Raw genomic sequence first — 19,147 nt, 5'->3', positions numbered from 1 at the left:
AAATTGTGATGCCAGACCGGTGCTAGTACTATAGTCTTATAGACGGAACAAGTTGAAAGCAATGAGAATTCAAGGGGAATTGCGCGCTTTAATGAATTCGAGCTAGTAGCGCAACCGGCCAGCACTTACAGGGGACCAGTCCTCTTGTAGGGATATGTTCTGACAATCTTTTTTGAAAAGAGGAAGAGCATGCTAACAACTTATCAGCCTAATCACTTTAAAAGCACACAGGCTTTAGAAAAAGAGGCTGTTTTGGCAGCCATTGAAAATTCTCTGACGGCCATGATTGAATTTGATGGGAACGGGAAAGTGCTGTGGGCAAATGAAAATTTTGCCCGTACTATGAAATATCGGGCAGAAGAGATGCCAAATATGATGCATAAGCAATTTTGCACCCGTGAATTTGCTGCGAGCAGGGAATATCAGGAGCTTTGGAGAAATCTGCGCAATGGCAAAAGCTTTCAGGAAAAAATTCAGCGTGTCACCAAGCAAGGAGATCTTATCTGGCTCGAAGCAACATACACACCGGTATTTGGGAATGATGGCAGAGTAGAAGGTGTTGTAAAGGTTGCTACAGATATTACAGAAAGGGAAACGAATACAGCGCAGGTAGTATTCCAGCTTCAGGCAATGTCAGAAGCCCTTAGTGAAAGAGCAAAGGCTGGAATTGAAAGAAGCGAAGAGGCCGCTCAGGCAATAGGCAAGCTCGTTCGTGAGTCCAAAGGGAATCTGGAAATCCTCCATTCTCTCAAATCACAGGCACAATCCATCGGCAGCATCGTAAAAACAATCCGTGAAATAGCGGCACAAACCAACCTGCTGGCATTAAATGCAGCTATTGAAGCTGCGCGTGCCGGCGAACATGGCAGAGGCTTCAGCGTCGTTGCCGGAGAAGTGCGAAAGCTCGCAAACTGGGTACAGGGCTCCATACAGGAAGTCAATGCCCACATCGAAGGAATATCAGATGAAATCAACAAAATTAGTGACGCAACTCTGCAGTCACAGTCAGGCATAACTGAAAACCAGGTTCTTAATGAGCAGGCTGTATCTGCATTTAAAGATATTGGGGAAGCTGCAAGAAAGCTGGATGAGCAGGCGAGGGGTTTTAAGAGCATTTTATAGGAAGATGCGGGCTGCTTTATAGCAGCTCTTTTTTTCTGCAGATAGGAAGAATGGATGAGGCTGGCGAATTTACATATATTCTGTTTATTTTTGATGAGAGAAGATGATTTTATGAAATATCTCCATAAGACATTCACTTCAGAGTTAAAGAGGAAGATCCATAGTATTGAAAAGGAAATAAAAGAACAAATTGAAAAGATTCTAAGAGAGAATAAAGCGGTTTTTTCAAAGAATGGCCTGAAACTGGAGGCTGAATTTGATCAGGAGGGAAGAGATGTTTTCCAGCCTGGATACAAATCCTCCATTTCACTGGGGATTTCTGAAAAAAGAGGGAATCTCATAGATTTGAAAGTCATTAAAATTTGGGAGTGCGAATACTTTTTTCTAGGAATGCCAGTATCGAAAAAGATCCCTGGAAGCAAGTTGTTCGGGGAGCTTCTGGATGAATCTTCACAAGAAATAACAACGGAGTTAGCGCAATACATAGCTGAATATTTGGATGAATTTATCAATAAAAATAAAGAGACACAGGAGGAAAAAAGCATGGAAAATCAAACCTTAAAGCTGCCTAAAGAATTTGAAAAATATCGGAGCGAATTAGAAAAAACAGCGAAACCGTTTGTCAGCATACATGCAGAAAGAGGAGAGACCACACTTTTTGAAAGCAAGTTCGGAGGAAAGCCCTATCTTCCAAAAATGAGTGAACATCCAAAGGATGAGCAGGGAAATTATATGAATCTATTTGCGCAAATCAATTTCGAAGAAGTTCCTCACGTCGAGCCAATGCCTGAGAGCGGAATTCTTCAATTCTATCTCTCGCCGGTTGATGATATGTACGGACTTGATTTTGATAACCCGGCTGCTCAAAAGAATTTCAGGATTGTTTATCATCCCAATATCCTGAAAGATGAGTCAGACCTGGTAAATGACTTTTTGTATATGCCTGATTTAGGTGATGAATATGAACCGATAGTGCAGGAAGCAAAGATGATTTTCAGCCTTAAGATTGCTCCTGTACCTGCCGATGATTTTCGATTTGAGGACTTGGTCAATATTGACTTATTCGAATCCATCGATCATCCAGACTATGAGGATTTACATGAGCTTTACTTCGAGGAATTAGGTGCAGAGGGCCATAAAATTGGCGGCTACCCCTACTTCACCCAGCAGGACCCCAGAGAAAAGGGTGACCCAACAGGTGATTATACGATTTTGCTATTCCAGGCGGATACGGACGATGATATTGAGCTGATGTTTGGGGACAGCGGTGTTGCCAACTTCTTTATCAAGGAAGAGGATTTGTGGAATAGGAATTTTACAGATGTTCTTTATAATTGGGATTGCTGCTAACGTACCAATCTTTAATTAGAGCTGATAACTGAATGGAGGGGTTCGCATTTGGACAAAAAAAGGATAAACCAGCGATCGAGTCCGAACATGATGCCCCTTCGGACAGGAGAAGCAGAATCCGAGAGAAAGAGTCCGAACTTGATGCCCCTTCGGACAGATGAAGTAGAAATCCGAGCAATGTAATCCGAACCCTGCTCAGGAAACAAATTTTCAATTAGATGGGGAGTTCACACGTAAATGAGTCTGTTGAATTCCACCGCGGACACATGGGAGAATAAAGGAAAGCAATATTAATTGCGGAAAAGTTAGAAAACTCTTGAATTAACAAACCATAACAGCTAAACTTATAATATACAGTTTTTCGTATATTGATCAAAGGTAAAGAGGTATTACAATATGAGCCGTATTTGGGAAAGTTTATATTCAAAGAATGGGCTGGCTGCCAAGTTTATTGCAAAGGAGCTCATTCAGTTTTCAGAGGGAGAGAGAATCCCGAGGGTAAGTGATTTTACGGAAAAGCTATCATTGGGCCGCGGGACTGTGCAGGGGGCATTAAGAGTGCTGGAGGATTTGCATGCCATATCTCTTGAATCCAGGGGGCATCTTGGGACCTTTCTGAAAAAAAGGGACATCAACCTGCTGTATGAGATTGCCGGCATCGGACCGGTGATGGGCGTAATGCCGCTGCCTTATTCCCTAAAGTATGAGGGATTGGCGACTGGTATTGTCGAAGGGTTTGAGGAAATCAATAAAAAGTCAGGCCTTGCTTATATGAGAGGGGCGAGAAGGCGCATCGAATCATTAAAAACCCGGCGCTACGATTTTGCCATCATGTCCCAGCTGGCGGCAGAAGAGGCAGTACAGGAGTTTGAGGGCCTGGAAATCCTCCATAAACTTGGACCGGAGACCTATGTAACGTCCCATAAAGTCTTTTTTTCAGATAGCAAAAACAGAGAGATTTCAGATGGCATGAAAATCGGAATTGACTATTCATCTGCCGACCAGGCTAATATTACCCTCCTTGAATGTGAAAAGCACAAGGTTGAACTGATAAAGGTGGACTATATGCAGCTTTTCAACATGCTGAAAAACGGCAGTATTGATGCAGCAGTCTGGAACGCGGATGAAGCGAGGGCACTAAAAACGTTTGCCTCCTCTGACTTTAAATCGAAAAAGGCAAAGGAACTGGCCATAAAAGCAACCAGAGCAGCTATTGTCATAGAAAGTGAAAGAACAAATATCAGGGAACAAATCCAGCTTCTCTTGTTTAATAAAGTGGAAGAGACCCAAAGACTGGTGGAGGAAGGAAAAAAGTATCCTCACTATTAAGAAACTGAAGTTCTAGTTTCTTAGCACTATTAATATACTAAATACTGTATTTTGGAGGGATGAAACTATGGATATAAACCAACTCAAAGAAAGAATGGAAATCCTATTAAGCTCGTCTGTTGTCAGCACAAAAGCCGCTGATATTACGACATTGGCTTTTATGCATTTACAGTCACACTTGAAAAAAGATGCCATAGCCGGAGCTGAAATGCTTTTCACCCATTTGCCGACAGCTCTGGCGAGAATTGAAAAGGGTGAACAGGTCGAGGCTCCCCATCCTGCCTTGCTGGATGAAGTTAAACAGTCACCGGAAGCATCCATAGCAATGAAGGAAATCGATTTTGTACAGCAGCAATGGAAGAATCAGCTCCCCCCAGAGGAAATCGATTTTCTGCTCATACATTACACTAATGTACTGCAAATCAACAAAGGAGGAAATTAAGATGAAAATTGTAGTTGGCGGTCAGGTGGATAAAAAAGAGATTGAGGGCTTAATAAAAGAGATTGACAGCAGCATAACGACGATGGTCAAGTCAGATCTGGAAGCAGCGATGGCTGTTAAGACAGGACAGGCAGATTATTATGTAGGAGCCTGCCACACAGGAGGCGGCGGAGCTTTAGCCATGGCGATTGCCCTTCTCGGCAAGCCAAATTGCGAGACGGTTTCCATGCCGGGGAAAAAGCCTGTTGAGGAGAAAATTGTAACCGCTGTCAGCGAAGGGAAGAAAGCATTCGGTTTTACAGCTGACCACAAAGAAGCCGCAGTGCCTATGATTATTAAAGCTTTAAAAAATAAAGGCTAATCCATTTTAATTGAGGGGGAAATAGAAATGGAAATGACATTAATTATCCTGATTGGTGCCGTTGCTGCTGTTTTGGCCAATATGAACATTGCGGTTTTTAATGATGGGCTTCGTCCAATTGTCTCCGAACACGTGGAGGGGCGGATGACGAGACGGGACCTTGCCTTCACTGCCTTTGCGATGAGCTTCGGGCTGGTAATCGGGTTTGGAATACCTTTTACACTCTCGGCCAGTATTATCCTCGTTCACAGTATCCTGCTGGGAACAGATATTATCGGTTTGCTGACACCGAAAAATAAATGGGGAACCCCGCTTGCGGCAGTGATTGGCGGTGCTTATGGAGCAGGACTGTTAATCGGACTCGAGGGATTTGTGAAGTTGTTCGATTATCTGCCGCTTAATTTCCTGGAAGCTATGGGCGCGGTTGGAACACCGGTCGTTGTTACATTTATGGCATTCCCGGCACTTGCGGTTGCCATGCAGTTCAGTGTGAAAAAAGGGGTCATTACGTTTATCGTATCCGCATTGATCCGACAGCTGGCTGTCTGGCTGAATGAAAGCGGAGTCCTTACGATTTCAGGAACCACAGTAACACTGAACCAGGAAGGAATGGCCCTTATTACAGGAATGATCTTCCTCCTTGTTTTTGCGATGAAGGAAAAAGCAGAAGAAGGATCCTCCATCGACCTTGCCGCTGTATTCAGTGATAAAGTGGCTAAAATCAGAAAAAATGTCGTGTTCTTTATGATTATTGGCGGTCTCATTGCTGCTGCTACAAATCTATGGATCATGGCAGGAGATCCGATTTCTCTTAATCTATTAGCGGAAGGCAAAGCAACAGATGCCGGAATTGCTGCGGCTGCCCGTGCGCTCGGTTTTATTCCGCTTGTCGCCAGTACAGCGATCGCAACAGGTGTATACAGCCCGGTCGGATTTACACTCATCTTCGTCGTTGGATTTTTCTCCCCGAATGTTTGGGTAGCCTTAATCGGCGGTGTCATTATTATTTTCATTGAAGTTATGCTATTAAGCTCAATTGCGAGATTCCTTGATAAATATCCCGGTGTCCGTAATTCCGGAGAAAATATCCGCAGTGCGATGACCAAGCTTCTGGAAGTAGCCCTATTAATCGGCGGGGCGAACGCTGCCAATGCGATTGCACCAGGGTTCGGCTTCTTCTTCATTGCCGGATTCTATTTGCTGAATGAAGCGGCAGGACGCCCGATTGTCCGCATTGCGGTCGGCCCTGTGGGTGCCATTGCAGTCGGAATCATTGCCAATATCCTGGTTGCACTTGGAATCATGAACATACCTCAGTAAAAAAAACAATTAAAGAGAACGGAGCGGACAGCATGATACAAACCGTACTTGGAAAAATTGCTCCGGAAGAATTGGGGATTTGCTCGGCTCACGAGCATCTCTCCATTGATCTTTCGAGAGTAAAAAAAGATCCGGATACTATTCTGGATGATGAACAGGGCATGCGTGAGGAACTGGAGGATTTCTATCGTCTCGGCGGAAGGTCAATGGTTGAAGTGACGAATGACGGTATGGGCCGGGATGCTTATGTGCTAAAAAGGCTGAGCGAGGCAACAGGGGTTCACCTTATTACATGTACAGGCTTCTATAAAGATCCTTATATCCCCCATTTTGCCGACGGCTGGAAAGCAGAGCAGTTTGCACAGCATTTTATCAAAGAAGCCAGGGAAGGGATTGCTGATACGGGCATACTTCCGGGTGTCATCGGGGAAGTGGGCACAAGCAAAAATGAAATGAAGCCAATCGAACGTGAGCTCCTAATTGGTGCCGCTATAGCCGGTATCGAAACCGGGCTTCCGGTGACCACCCATACAACGCTCGGAACACTCGGGCTTGAACAGGTGCAGCTGCTGACGAAGCATGGCCTTCCGGCTGATCAGATCATCATCGGGCATCAGGACCTAAATCCGAATAAAGACGAGGTTCTAGCTGTTTTGGAAACAGGAGCCTATATCGCGTTTGATACGATCGGAAAAAATAATTACCGTCCCGATGAAGAGAGAGCCGCTTTCCTCCTGGATTTCATAAACCGCGGGCTTGAAAAGCAAATTCTTCTTTCAGCAGACTTAACCCGCAAATCGCATTGGAAGAAGCACGGAGGCCCTGGCTACGGTCTTGTGCTTGAGACGTTTATTCCAGAATTGAAGAAGTCCGGAGTTCCGGATAGCGTTCTTCATCAATTCCTGACCGTTAATCCATCCAGAGCTTTTTCAATAAGGGAGCGATCATAGTGTCCACATACAACCGAGCTGAATTAAAGTATGCAAATTCAGTTTTGCCAAGCTTATCCATACAGGAAGCACAGGAAAAACAATTTAAACTGGTAGACAGAATGAGCCGCTATTTCAAGGGCAAGCAATTTCTTTCGATGGGAGACCTTGGTGTTTCTCCGAAATATAAGCGCCCGGAACAGACGTATCTTGTGGAAAGAGTTCTGGCGGATTTCTTTGAAACAGAAGACTGTGCCCTTGTCAGGGGAGCCGGAACAGGTGCAATCCGCAATATTCTAAGCATGCTTCTGACTCCTGGAGATGAAATGTTCATTCACACGGCACCTGTTTATACGACGACAAAGGAAACGTTAAGGATATTGGGCATTAAAACAGTCCAGGCAGATTACAACCATCTTGAGGAAATCAGAACGGCCATCAGAACTAATCAAAATCCTAAAGTATTCTACATTCAGCATGCCCGTCAGCAGCCGACAGATCACTATCAATTGGCCGAAGTCATCAAAGCCGTGAAGGAAGAACGCCCGGATCTTCCAATCGTAGTGGATGACAATTATTGCGCATTGAAGACAAAGGGAATTGGCGTGGAATTAGGAGCGGATTATTCAACCTTTTCCGGGTTCAAGCTTCTCGGGCCGGAAGGGATTGCGGTCATTGCCGGCAAAAAAGACGCCATCGAACGGGTGCATCACTATAACTACTCGGGCGGAGGCCAGGTTCAGGGCTATGAAGCCATGGAGCTTTTAAGAATGATGACCTTTGCACCTGTATCGCTGGCTATTCAAAACGAGCAGGTGGAAGAGCTCTGCCGCCGTCTGAATGAAGGCGCTGTGAACGGAATTCGCGCCGCCTATATGACGAATGCCCAATCCAAAAATGTCATTGTAGAGCTGGAAGATCCGATTGCCCAAAGTGTGATCAGCATCAGTGACGAGCATGGAGCGGCCACCCATCCGGTTGGGGCGGAATCAAAATATGAAATTATCCCGATGATTTACCGCGTTTCCGGCAGCTTTTTGGAAGCACAGCCCGAGCTGAAGGAATATGGACTGCGCATCAATCCGATGAAATCAGGAGCGGACACGATCATCGGCATTCTGGAAAAAGTGATACCTCTTGCAAAAGAAGTGCACCATCGTTGATACCCGTAAATAAAGGGGGAAACTTCAATGTTTTTAGATGTAACAAAGCGCAGAAATCCTAAGCTGATTCAATCAGGTGTCATCTTGCATCAAAGCGGGCAAATACCCCCGAATACGTACGTGATTGACCTCGATATACTCGGAGAAAATGTAGAAGCACTGGCAAAAACGGCGAAAAATCATGACTTTACGCTTTATTTCATGAGCAAGCAGCTTGGGAGGCTTCCTTTTATAGGTCAGCTTATTGCAGAGCACGGCATCGAAAAGGCAGTGGCTGTTGAATTCGACGAAGCCAAAACATTGGCAGAAGGCGGAGTTAAAATCGGAAATGTCGGCCATCTGGTACAGCCGGGGAAAAATCAGTGGCCGGAAGTGCTATCGTGGAATCCGGAAGTCATTACCTTATTTTCCCTTGAACGTGCCAGACAGCTTTCTGAGGCGGCTGTTCAATCAGGAATGGTACAGAATGTACTTCTCAGGGTGTATGCAGAAGGCGATATGATTTATCCCGGTCAGCAGGGTGGTTTTCAATTGGAAAAGCTGGATGAAGAGCTTCTCCAACTGGCCGAGCTTCCAGGGATTAACATAGCAGGTGTCACAACCTTCCCGAACTTTCAGCTATCAAAGGAAAGGAGAAGCATGGAGCCAACTCCTAACTTTAAAACCCTTTTAAAGGCAAAAGAGGTTCTGGAGAAAAAGGGCATAACAGTCAAACAGGTAAACGGTCCAAGTGCGACCAGCTGTGAAACCATTCCGTTCCTGGCAGAACAGGGCGTGACACATGGGGAGCCGGGACATGCCCTCACCGGAACAACCCCGCTGCATGCTTACCGGGATCTCCCCGAGAAACCGGCCATTGTATATGTAACGGAAGTGTCCCACCAGGATCACGAGCATTATTACGTCATTGGCGGCGGCTATTACGGACGCTCCCATTTAACCGGTTGCCTGGTTGGAAGCGATGAAAAAGAAGTATTGAACCAGTATGTAAAAGCATTCGAACCGGCTCCTGAAGCGATTGATTACTATGGTGCGATTGAGAAACCGGAGGGCTTTCAGGTTTCTGAAGGAGATACAGCTGTTTTCTCTTTCCGTACCCAGGTGTTCGTTACAAGGGCCCATATTGCCCTGGTAAAAGGAATTCAAAGTGGAAAGCCGGAACTGGTTCACTTTGAAAGGAAGTGGTAAGGATGGCAAAAGCAATTCTGCTGGTGATTGACAGCTTTGGCATCGGCGCAATGGAGGATTGCGGAGAGTTCAGCCCTTCTGACTGCAGTGCCAATACCTATAAACATATCCGGGAATCGGTGGATTTTTTAAACATACCAACTCTATATAGCCTTGGGCTGGGAACGCTTGTTGATGGCAAGGCTGCCCCTGCCAATGCTTACGGCTTCTCGGCACTTGCCCATCACGGGGCAGATACGTACCTCGGGCATCAGGAAATTGCCGGAAGCTGCCCGAAGCGCTCAAATAAAAGGCTGATGAAAGATATTCATCGAGACCTGGCGCAGGCATTAACAGAAGCGGGCTACGGGGTTGAATACCCATGGAAAGACCGTCCAGTGCTATTAGTAAACGGCGCCTGTGTCATCGGGGATAATCTTGAGTCCTCACTGGGAAACATCATCAATTTAACCGCTGATTTTAATAGAATGCCTTTCAAGGAATTAAAGGAAGTCGGAAAAATTGTCCGCCAGAATGTCGACACCAGCCGGGTCATTGCATTTGGAGGACCCTATACAACCATTGAGCATATCCTGTCAGTTGTCCATGAAAAAAATCCCGGCCAGTGGGGAGTAGATGCCCCGAAGGCGAAGGTATACGGCAAAGGCTATGAAGTCTATCACATGGGCTACGGTGTAAACATAGACGGACAATTTCCGATGATAGCAGCCAGACATGGCCTCAAAGTACATCGGATTGGCAAAACGGCAGATGTTTTGCATGGTGAAGGGCCTGCAGATCCCATTGTGGATACCGAAAAAGTTTTACGAGTTTTAGAGAAGTCTTATTTGGAAGAAAAGGAGGATGCCGCATTTCTGGTAAATGTGCAGGAAACAGACCTGGCAGGACATGCTGAGGATGCCGAATGGTATGCCAGACTGCTGAATACAACGGACCAGTGGCTCACAGAATTCCTGCCCAAGATGGCAGAGGAAGATCTAATAATTATTATGGCCGACCATGGCAACGACCCGACCATCGGCCATTCCAACCATACGAGGGAATACGTTCCAATACTTGCTGCCGGGAAGCGGGTAAATCCGGTTAACATTGGAAAGCGCCATTCGATGGCTGACGTTGGAGCGACATTTAGCGAGTTTTTTGGACTGCCTGCCACTGAGGAAGGCGAGAGTTTTTTGGAAATGATTATAGATTGATAGAGATGCTGGAGCCAAAATGGTTTCAGTATTTTTGTGTATTTCCTGATTTTTCTAGTGCTATTTAACCGGGTTAAAAGTTATAATCCAAATAAGAAATATTTACTAACGGAGTGAAATATATGAAAAAACTCAGCACTAGAATTGCAATGGTTATGGCTATTGGAATGGCAATTGTTTTACTCGGGAATATTGCTATGCTCTACTTAAGTACGAAAAATTCAGTAGAGTCGTCTATTGAAAATTTTAGTCTAAGCATTGCAGACAATATAGCTTCAAAAATGGAAACAGAGAAGTATGAGGATTTTTTGAAGAATCCCGAACAGACTGAGGCTTATTGGGACCTTAGGGAACAGCTGAATGATTTTCGGGAGAAAACGGGTGCGTTCTACGTTTATACTTTAATGGCTGACTCCGAGAAGAAAGAACTCTTTATCATGGTGGATGGCCTGCCGAATGACTCCGATATTGCTGCAGACATTAAAACACCGACAACTGCTGCAACATATGAAGATATTTCTCCTGTTCTGGATGGGAAAGCATCGAGTTCACCGATCGTTCATGATCCGGAATATGGAGACTATCTATCCGCGTTTGTACCAATTAAAGCAGATGGAAAAGTAATCGGGATATTGGGTGTCGACATTAATGCAGAGAATGTTAATAGCATTGCAGATCAAGTACTCCTGGAAGTGCTGCCGATGAACCTGGTGATAAATATACTGTTAATCCTTGCAGTTGTTGCCATTCTGGCCTGGTTCGTCAAAAAAAGACTGCACCCGCTTCAGAATATCAGTTCAGCAGCCCAATTGATGGCTGATGGAGACCTCCGGGGAGCAGAAGAGAAGGCTAATTCCATTAAGGTAAAAGGGAATGACGAAATTGGTCTAGTTACAGAGTCATTCAAAAAGATGACGCATCATACAAAAGTGATGGTTGAAGATATAAAAGCATCTTCAGAAGCACTACTGGTTTCTTCGGGTAAAATAGAAAACAAGATGGAAGAAATCAGCCAGGCAAGCAGCCTGATTGTCAGAGGGATTCAGGAAGTGGCAGGGGCTACTGATACACAGCTGATCAGAAGTGAGGAATCTGCAAAAGCAATAGAAGAAATGGCCATAGGCATACAGCGTATCGCGGAAGCTTCGACAGATGTGAGCGAACAATCCAATACAGTTTCACAGCAGGTAAAAGAAGGATTTGATGAAATCCAATCCATCATCCGGCAGATCAATGAGATTAAAAAGATTGTAAATGAATCTTCCGTATTCATCGAAGAACTGGGAACTCAGGCAATTGAAATTGAGGGTATTGTGAACCTGATTTCAGGCATAGCGGAGCAAACCAATCTGCTTGCGCTAAACGCAGCCATTGAAGCAGCGCGGGCAGGCGAACATGGCAAAGGCTTTGCCGTTGTATCCCAGGAGGTTAAAAAGCTGGCAGAGGGCTCCAAAGCATCTGCTGGACAAATTGCCGAAAAGTTAAATTACTTCAGATTATCCATTGAACAGGCAGTCGGAAATATGCATGCGAGCTCAGGTAAAGTGGAAGAAGGCACTGTACTGGTCAATAGTGCCGGCGAGAAATTCAATCAGATCCTGCATGCGGTTGAAGGAGTTACTGGGGAAATTCAGGAGGTTTCTGCTGTAACAGAAGAGCTCTCAGCCGGGTCAGAAGAGATTTCTGCATCCATTGATGAATTTGCGGGTCTATCTAAAGACACAGCGCAAATTTCCCGCCAGGTCGCAGCCTCAACAGACCAGCAGGAGGATGCGGTAGAAAAGATATCAGAGCTGACCGTTCAGCTGAGCAGTCTTTCTAAACAGCTGGAACAGTCGGTGGAAAAGTTTAAAATATAAAATGTGAGCCGTTCTCTATAGAGAGCGGTTTTTTCCTTTTCCAAAAAGTGAGTTTCAATTGAAAGAAATATTCAAGAAGGGACCTCCAAATGTCCCTTAGTCCCATCTGAGAAAATAAACCATTTGACCGAGTTTTCTAACGGACCATCTAGGGAAACAAGCAAAGGGGAACATATTACCTTATCAAAAGGAGGGCAGCCTAGCACTAAAATAATACATAAAGAGGAGTGTTCAAATGAATTACATAAAGTGGATTGCGGCAGCTGCCGCAATGGTATTTGTGCTGAGCTTCAGCCAGCCCAAAGCAGATGCCGCTGTTCTAAAGAATGGCTCTGAAGGTCCGGAAGTTACATATATTCAATCAGCATTACAAAAGCTTGGTTATTTTAATACAGACAATACAGGGTATTATGGAACGGTAACAGAGAATGCAGTAAGAAACTTTCAATATGATTTTGGTTTAGCAGCTGATGGCATTGTGGGAGTTAACACGGCAGAAATGCTTAGGAATGTGGACATGCTGGCTCATGTGGTTTATGGGGAAGCGCGCGGGGAAAGCTATGAAGGCCAAGTGGCAGTGGCGGCTGTCGTTCTTAATCGTATGGAGTCCAATGAATTCCCGGATACTCTCTCCAATGTTATTTTTCAAAAGAATGCCATTACAGCTGTGAATGACGGTCAGTACTGGCTGCAGCCCGATGCTGAAGCTTATCAGGCAGTAAGAGATGCTTTTGATGGATGGGATCCTACTGGCGGTGCAGTCTATTATTACAATCCTTACACAGCTACAGATCAATGGATATTTACTAGAACAGTCATTAAACAAATCGGCAGTCACAATTTTGCCTACTAAATTGAGGCACCTTTCCTGTTCAAGCGGGAAAAGGTGCCTTATTTAGTTCTGTTGGAAAGTTAGAATGAAAATCTGGTAATTTATATTACAAATATATTAAATACCATCTAATCTGTAACATAAAAAGAGTTTTACTGAAACCTTTCTGTTATCTTATGGTGTTAATATGTTCCTATCAAGGGACATAAAGGAGATATCATGAAAAAACTAGTAATCTATCTGGTAACAGCTGTTTTTCTATCGTTTGGATTTTCCAATGTCACTTCAGCCGCTGGAAATACGTATACAGTTAAACAAGGAGATACGCTTTGGGCTATCTCTAAAAAACATAAAGTTACTGTACAGCAAATTAAATCATGGAATAAACTAACTTCAGATAATATCAAACCAAAGCAGGTTCTAAAGATTTCCGGAGCTTCCGCAAAAGCTGCAGCACCTAAAAAGACAGCTGTAAAGGCTGCATCAACGAAAGCCTATAAAGAAATTACAGTGAAAGCGACTGCCTACACTGCCAGCTGCAAAGGCTGCAGCGGCATTACTTATACAGGAATCAACCTGAAGAAGAACCCGAATGCAAAAGTTATTTCAGTAGATCCAAAGGTTATTCCACTAGGGTCAAAAGTATATGTGCCTGGCTATGGAGAGGCGATTGCAGGGGACAAAGGCTCAGCAGTAAGAGGAAACAAAATTGATGTTTTTATCCCAAACAAGCAGCGTGCGCTTCAATGGGGAAGCAAGACAGTGACTATAAAGGTTTATAAGTAATAGAATTTAAGAGAATCTCCCAGGTGGAGGTTCTTTTTTTGTTTGGGGATATTGATTAATTTTTCAGTAATTTATTAATTTAAAGCGTGAATGAGTCGATATACTAAGAGGAGCATATTATTGATATTTGTTATAAAACAGAAGAAAAGGGGACAGTCAGAAAGTGAGGAAATTTAAACACAAGCTATTGCTGGTATTCTTGGCGATTTTTGTGATATTGGCAGGTACAGTCAGCTCGTATAATATCATCGCTGCCATCAATAGCAACAGCATCCAGTTAAAGAACTTCAAAGAAAATTTGATTAAGGATTATGATGCCAATGTCAGAAACCAGGTGGAATCTGCTTATTCGCTTTTGAATTATGCGTATGAAAAATATCAATCAGGTGAATTATCAGAAGCTGAAGCGAAATCACTTGGTGGAGAGCTAATAAAAGAACTCAGGTATGGAGAATCGGGTTATTTTTGGATTGATGATACGGAGGGCAATCTTGTGGCACATCCTATTACACCAGATGCTGAAGGATCAAACCGGCTGGAAATCCAGGACCCCGACGGCACCTATTTAATAAAAAATATCCTTTCAGCAGCTGATAACGATGGATTTTCCGAGTATATGTGGGAAAAGCCGGGAACAGAGGGACTGGTAAAAAAGCGTGTTTACTCCAAACTGTTTGAGCCCTGGGACTATGTAGTCAGTACAGGAAACTATTTGGATGATATAGATTCCATAGTAGCGGAAACAGAGCAGTATTATAAACAGGAAATGATTAAAAATGTAAGAAACCAACTCATTATTATTGGCATTTTATTGCTGGCGGCTGGTATTATCGCTTATATATTCAGTAATCGGGTGTCTAAACATATTGAAGCGATTTCAGCACATGTCAAAAGAATCGCTAATAATGATCTCTCTGCTGAAGACCTTGCTATAACAGCAAAGGATGAAATCGGCCAATTAAGCAAGGGTGTTAATGGCATGGCAGCAAATCTCAGAAAGATCATTCAAGATGTTGTAAAAGCATCCGACGAAGTAAGCAGCCACAGCGAAGAGTTGAATCAGTCTTCAAACGAGGTGACAGAGGGAACGAGCCAGGTAGCATCTACAATGCAGGAATTATCATCCGGTTCTGAGACGCAGGCGAGTTCAGCTTCAGATTTATCCGAGGCCATGAATGAATTTGTCGAGTACATAAGAACAGCCAATGAAAACAGCGGACAGGTTTCAAACCTGTCAGAAGAAGTCTTGTGTTTAACATCAGAAGGAAACAAGGCAATGACCACCTCCATACAGCAAATGAATACGATTGATCAAATTGTTAAGAGAGCAGTTGAAAAAGTCCAGGGTCTTGATAAACAGTCACAGGAAATCGCCAAGCTCATCTCCGTCATTAAGGAAATTGCAGATCAAACCAACCTTCTAGCGTTAAATGCGGCCATTGAGGCTGCACGGGCCGGAGAACACGGCAAGGGATTCTCTGTCGTAGCGGAAGAAGTGCGTAAACTGGCTGAGCAAGTATCGCATTCTGTCTCAGATATTACAATGATCGTAACCGGGATAAAAGGTGAATCCAATGATGTTGTCATATCACTTCAAAACGGATACGGAGAGGTCACAAAAGGAACAGAACAAATGAGAGTGACAGAAGGAACCTTCCATCAAATTAATGGGGCAGTTACAGATATGGTCAACCGTCTGCAGGCAGTTACACAGCAACTCTCGCAAATTACTGAAAACAGCACGAAGGTCAGCCAATCAATTGAAGACATAGCAGCCATATCAGAGGAATCTGCTGCTGGTATTGAGCAGATTGCAGCATCCATCCAGCAAACGAACAGCTCTATGGAAGAAGTGACAGGAAGTTCGAAACGACTGTCTGAACTTGCTGATGGGCTTAATGATATGGTAAAGGTATTTAAGATATAGGTTAAGCCCCAAAATAAGAAATTGAAACCTTGCTGTTTATCTGCGGCAAGGTTTTAGCTATTTTTAGATAGCTATGTGAGATGCAAGTTTTCTTTTTTGTTTGGGCGATGTTGTTGAGTTGTATATGATGCAAATAGATGAAGAAAACTGCAGTTAGAACACCATGTTTGCAAATAGAATTGAAATCCTGCAATAGACTCCTTCAGTTTTCAAGTATTTCGGAACTCGTAATAATCATAGTAAAAGGGGACTATTATTATCCAATTTTTTCAATTCCCACCTTAAAATTTCTTTTATTATGATTTGTCTGGAAAAACTCTATACACATAGTACATATAGAGTGGTGATCTGTTCTTTTAAAGGTCTTTTTTCCTGATTGGAGAGCGTGATAATTTACCCGTTTTTACTTATTTACTCAATTTTTACAAATATCAGATTGTATGCCTAAAAGATGAGTGATTTACTAGAATGGTAGTCTTATGTAAACGTTTAAAATAAGGAAATAGGAGAGGATTACATGATTGGTAAGCAGCGCATAAAGTTACTGAGCTTTATTAGTGTTTTTGCTTTGATTCTTAGTCTATTCAGTCCTTTTGCCACGGCTGGTGCAGAAGAAGTGAAGTCTGTGGCAGAAGCAATAGCCAATAATAACGGTACAGCGACAGTTGAAGGATATATTGTAGGAACGACAGCAAATGGACCGAAATATACACATAATGCTCCATTCGCGGTTGAAACAAATTTGGCAATTGCAGATTCCGCAAGTGAAACAGACCCAAGTAAAATACTTCCGGTTCAATTGCCGAATAATTCTATAAGGGCAGAGCTGAATTTAGCAGATAACCCGGAGAACCTTGGGAAGAAAGTACAAATTACAGGCTCACTTGAAGCATACTTTACAGTTCCAGGTTTAAAAAGCCCAACAGCTTACACGTTTGCAGAAGATACGGGTACACCTCAGGTATCAGCGGTTACAGCTTCCCCTGAAGCAGGACCAGTTAAAGCTGGAACGGCAGTTGAACTATCAACCTCCACTGATGGCGCTGCAATCCATTATACAGTTGATGGATCAGAGCCAACGGCTGAAAGCGAAGTATATTCTAATCCAATCGTCATTAATGATGAGACAACTATTAAAGCCATAGCTGTAAAAGAAGGCTTAACTGACAGCAAGGTGTCTGTATTTCAATACATGATTGGGCTTGAAGGTTTGCACATTCATGATATCCAGGGTGTGGGACACTATTCCCAATATGCCAACCAGCAGGTTTCAGACGTTGAAGGAATTGTCACCAAGGTGGTAGACAGCAGCAATTTCTACATGCAGGATCAGCAGCCTGACGATGATGAGAGAACTTCTGAAGGAATCCTGGTTTATAAAAAGGGACATGGTGTATCTGTTGGAGATGTGGTATCCGTTTCTGGCCAGGTGAAAGAATGGGTGCTTGACGGATATGCTGAAAAACTGGAGACAGATTTGCCAGTCACCGAAATTAATGCTTCAGCAATTAATAAAATTGCTTCAGGCCAGGAGCTTCCTGCTCCAGTCACTCTGAATAATGAGAACCTGCCAACTGAAGTGATCGATGATGACAGCTTTGGGGAGTTTGATCCGGAGCAGGACGGCATTGATTTTTATGAAAGCCTGGAAGGCATGCTTGTTCAAGTGGACAACCCTAAAGTGGTGGCACCGCAAAAATACGGTGAGCTTATAGTCGTTCCGGAAGATGTGGAAACAAACACAACAGCAGGCGGCCTTCGCATCTCGGAAAATGATTTTAACCCTGAGAGGATCACTATTGATATTAATGATGAAAATTTTGCAGCTAAAATGGGCGACAGCTTCAACGGCAGTGTCCAGGGGGTTGTCAGCTACGGCTTCAGCAACTATAAAGTGTTAAGTGATGCAGACTCATTGCCAGAATTTGTAGAAGGCCCTGCAGTAAGAGAGGAAACAAGTCTTATTCCTGAAGAGGATCAATTAACCATCGCATCTTATAATGTTGAAAACTTCTCAACCAAAACGGATGCTGAAAAGGTTACGAGATTAGCAGAAGCTATTGTTGATAATATGAAGCAGCCGGATATCATTGGTCTGACAGAGGTTCAGGATAATGACGGGCCAACGGATAGCGGCACAACAGAAGCAGATCTAAGTGCAGCATTATTAATTGAAAAAATAAAAGAACTGGGCGGTCCAGCTTACACATATACTGACATCGCTCCAGAAGATAAACAGGATGGCGGCCAGCCGGGAGGAAACATCCGTGTGGGCTTCCTTTATAACGCTGAAAGGGTAACATTATCCGAAGGTGAAAAGGGCTCTGCAACTGATGCAGTTGATTTTGAAAATGGCAAATTGACGCTAAACCCGGGACGCATTGATCCAACAAATGAAGCATTTGAAGATAGCCGCAAAGCACTGGCGGCCCAGTTCGAATTCCAGGGGGAAAGCGTAATTGTCGTGGCCAACCATTTTAACTCGAAAGGCGGAGATCTTCCGTTATTCGGAAAAGTGCAGCCCCCTGTCTTAAACAGTGAAATTCAGCGCATGAAAATCGCTAACGTGGTTAACGGTTTTGTAAAGGATGTCAAAGCGGAAGACCCAAATGCCAATATCGTCCTGCTTGGTGACTTTAACGATTTTGAATTCTCCAATCCTTTAAAGGCTTTAAAGGGCGATGAATTAACAAACATGATCGAAAAAGTGCAGCCAGAAGAGCGCTATACGTATAACTACCAGGGAAATGCGCAGGTTCTGGATCACATTTTAGTATCCAACAACCTCGCCAAGAAAACAGAAGTCGATATTCTTCACATCAACTCAGGCTTCATGGAAGAGCATGGCCGGGCAAGTGACCATGACCCTGTCATGATTCAGACAAGCTTAAAGCCGGCAGTTAAACCGGAAGAGCCTAAATATGATCATGTTTTCAATCTAGTAAACTACCATGCGAAGAAATTCGTGGTTGGACCACATAATGCTTTGGTAGTAATGGATGGAACATCCAGCCTCTCGCAAGGTCTATGGCTGAAGAAATCAGCAGCAGTTAAAGGAGAAGGCCTGAAAAATACAAAAGTGGTCATTAGCTCTGCCAACAAAGGAGCAATTGTCGATCTAACAGGATCAGAAATTAAAGAAGTCATGATCGAAAGCAGCAAAGTCTCAGAAATCCGCGGTGCCGAAAATGTACAGAAATGGACACTTGGGAAAAAAGCGAATCCGTCTCATATTATTTTCAAAGATTCGGATGGGGAGGAAATAGAGTCTCCATATGAGGAAGAGGAAGCATCATAGAAGTTGAAGCCGGAGTTTAATACTCCGGCTTTCAATCTCTCACTT

The 19,147-nt window shown here is 43.7% G+C and carries 15 protein-coding genes; all 15 read left to right on the top strand.

What is annotated here, in order from left to right:
* Window positions 1-189: 189 nt before the first annotated feature.
* The 15 genes from ACXAD1_RS22950 (at window position 190) to ACXAD1_RS22880 (ending at window position 19,102) form a co-directional block, all read left to right on the top strand.
* Window positions 190-1,122, top strand: coding sequence for a methyl-accepting chemotaxis protein (locus ACXAD1_RS22950; protein WP_474911140.1), 933 nt, complete (start codon window positions 190-192; stop codon window positions 1,120-1,122).
* A 543-nt stretch (window positions 1,123-1,665) separates the two neighbouring features.
* On the top strand, window positions 1,666-2,472 hold the full coding sequence (locus ACXAD1_RS22945; protein ID WP_474911347.1) for a YwqG family protein: 807 nt from the start codon (window positions 1,666-1,668) through the stop codon (window positions 2,470-2,472).
* A gap of 396 nt (window positions 2,473-2,868) precedes the next feature.
* Entirely contained in the window at window positions 2,869-3,801 is a 933-nt protein-coding gene (yhfZ, locus tag ACXAD1_RS22940; RefSeq protein WP_474911139.1) for a GntR family transcriptional regulator YhfZ, read from the top strand.
* A 67-nt stretch (window positions 3,802-3,868) separates the two neighbouring features.
* Window positions 3,869-4,243 (top strand): PRD domain-containing protein, encoded by a 375-nt coding sequence (locus ACXAD1_RS22935; protein ID WP_370223667.1) that lies wholly within the window; start codon window positions 3,869-3,871, stop codon window positions 4,241-4,243.
* A gap of 1 nt (window position 4,244) precedes the next feature.
* Window positions 4,245-4,604: a DUF2620 domain-containing protein gene (locus tag ACXAD1_RS22930; protein WP_370223669.1), complete on the top strand. Its 360-nt coding sequence runs from the start codon at window positions 4,245-4,247 to the stop codon at window positions 4,602-4,604.
* 27 nt (window positions 4,605-4,631) lie between these two features.
* Entirely contained in the window at window positions 4,632-5,924 is a 1,293-nt protein-coding gene (locus ACXAD1_RS22925; protein WP_071156322.1) for a YhfT family protein, read from the top strand.
* Window positions 5,925-5,956: 32 nt separating this feature from the next.
* The gene (locus ACXAD1_RS22920; RefSeq protein WP_474911138.1) at window positions 5,957-6,874 is read left to right on the top strand and encodes a phosphotriesterase family protein; all 918 of its coding nucleotides are present in this window, start codon (window positions 5,957-5,959) and stop codon (window positions 6,872-6,874) included.
* Window positions 6,874-8,016 (top strand): aminotransferase class V-fold PLP-dependent enzyme, encoded by a 1,143-nt coding sequence (locus ACXAD1_RS22915; RefSeq protein WP_206840594.1) that lies wholly within the window; start codon window positions 6,874-6,876, stop codon window positions 8,014-8,016. Before ACXAD1_RS22920 ends, ACXAD1_RS22915 begins: the two co-directional genes overlap by 1 nt.
* Before the next feature lie 27 nt (window positions 8,017-8,043).
* Window positions 8,044-9,204, top strand: a complete 1,161-nt coding sequence (locus ACXAD1_RS22910; RefSeq protein WP_206840592.1) for a YhfX family PLP-dependent enzyme — start codon at window positions 8,044-8,046, stop codon at window positions 9,202-9,204.
* A gap of 2 nt (window positions 9,205-9,206) precedes the next feature.
* Window positions 9,207-10,400, top strand: coding sequence for a phosphopentomutase (locus tag ACXAD1_RS22905; RefSeq protein ID WP_474911137.1), 1,194 nt, complete (start codon window positions 9,207-9,209; stop codon window positions 10,398-10,400).
* 122 nt (window positions 10,401-10,522) lie between these two features.
* On the top strand, window positions 10,523-12,259 hold the full coding sequence (locus ACXAD1_RS22900; protein WP_206840588.1) for a methyl-accepting chemotaxis protein: 1,737 nt from the start codon (window positions 10,523-10,525) through the stop codon (window positions 12,257-12,259).
* Window positions 12,260-12,494: 235 nt separating this feature from the next.
* On the top strand, window positions 12,495-13,112 hold the full coding sequence (locus ACXAD1_RS22895; protein WP_474911136.1) for a cell wall hydrolase: 618 nt from the start codon (window positions 12,495-12,497) through the stop codon (window positions 13,110-13,112).
* Window positions 13,113-13,310: 198 nt separating this feature from the next.
* Window positions 13,311-13,877 (top strand): LysM peptidoglycan-binding domain-containing protein, encoded by a 567-nt coding sequence (locus ACXAD1_RS22890; RefSeq protein WP_206840584.1) that lies wholly within the window; start codon window positions 13,311-13,313, stop codon window positions 13,875-13,877.
* 163 nt (window positions 13,878-14,040) lie between these two features.
* Window positions 14,041-15,804, top strand: a complete 1,764-nt coding sequence (locus ACXAD1_RS22885) for a methyl-accepting chemotaxis protein (RefSeq protein WP_474911135.1) — start codon at window positions 14,041-14,043, stop codon at window positions 15,802-15,804.
* A gap of 517 nt (window positions 15,805-16,321) precedes the next feature.
* Window positions 16,322-19,102, top strand: a complete 2,781-nt coding sequence (locus tag ACXAD1_RS22880) for a DUF6359 domain-containing protein (protein ID WP_474911134.1) — start codon at window positions 16,322-16,324, stop codon at window positions 19,100-19,102.
* Window positions 19,103-19,147: the final 45 nt, after the last annotated feature.

The organism is Cytobacillus sp. ABV4_503 (genome assembly GCF_056158445.1).
The sequence above is the reverse complement of the archived record's forward strand: the minus strand, read 5'-3'. Positions and strand labels throughout refer to the sequence as shown.

Excerpts from the sequence above, each read along its gene's own strand:
- ACXAD1_RS22950 (WP_474911140.1), top strand. The coding sequence starts at position 190 with ATGCTAACAACTTATCAGCCTAATCACTTTAAAAGCACACAGGCTTTA.
- ACXAD1_RS22945 (WP_474911347.1), top strand. The coding sequence starts at position 1,666 with ATGGAAAATCAAACCTTAAAGCTGCCTAAAGAATTTGAAAAATATCGG.
- yhfZ (WP_474911139.1), top strand. The coding sequence starts at position 2,869 with ATGAGCCGTATTTGGGAAAGTTTATATTCAAAGAATGGGCTGGCTGCC.
- ACXAD1_RS22935 (WP_370223667.1), top strand. The coding sequence starts at position 3,869 with ATGGATATAAACCAACTCAAAGAAAGAATGGAAATCCTATTAAGCTCG.
- ACXAD1_RS22930 (WP_370223669.1), top strand. The coding sequence starts at position 4,245 with ATGAAAATTGTAGTTGGCGGTCAGGTGGATAAAAAAGAGATTGAGGGC.
- ACXAD1_RS22925 (WP_071156322.1), top strand. The coding sequence starts at position 4,632 with ATGGAAATGACATTAATTATCCTGATTGGTGCCGTTGCTGCTGTTTTG.
- ACXAD1_RS22920 (WP_474911138.1), top strand. The coding sequence starts at position 5,957 with ATGATACAAACCGTACTTGGAAAAATTGCTCCGGAAGAATTGGGGATT.
- ACXAD1_RS22910 (WP_206840592.1), top strand. The coding sequence starts at position 8,044 with ATGTTTTTAGATGTAACAAAGCGCAGAAATCCTAAGCTGATTCAATCA.
- ACXAD1_RS22905 (WP_474911137.1), top strand. The coding sequence starts at position 9,207 with ATGGCAAAAGCAATTCTGCTGGTGATTGACAGCTTTGGCATCGGCGCA.
- ACXAD1_RS22900 (WP_206840588.1), top strand. The coding sequence starts at position 10,523 with ATGAAAAAACTCAGCACTAGAATTGCAATGGTTATGGCTATTGGAATG.
- ACXAD1_RS22895 (WP_474911136.1), top strand. The coding sequence starts at position 12,495 with ATGAATTACATAAAGTGGATTGCGGCAGCTGCCGCAATGGTATTTGTG.
- ACXAD1_RS22890 (WP_206840584.1), top strand. The coding sequence starts at position 13,311 with ATGAAAAAACTAGTAATCTATCTGGTAACAGCTGTTTTTCTATCGTTT.
- ACXAD1_RS22880 (WP_474911134.1), top strand. The coding sequence starts at position 16,322 with ATGATTGGTAAGCAGCGCATAAAGTTACTGAGCTTTATTAGTGTTTTT.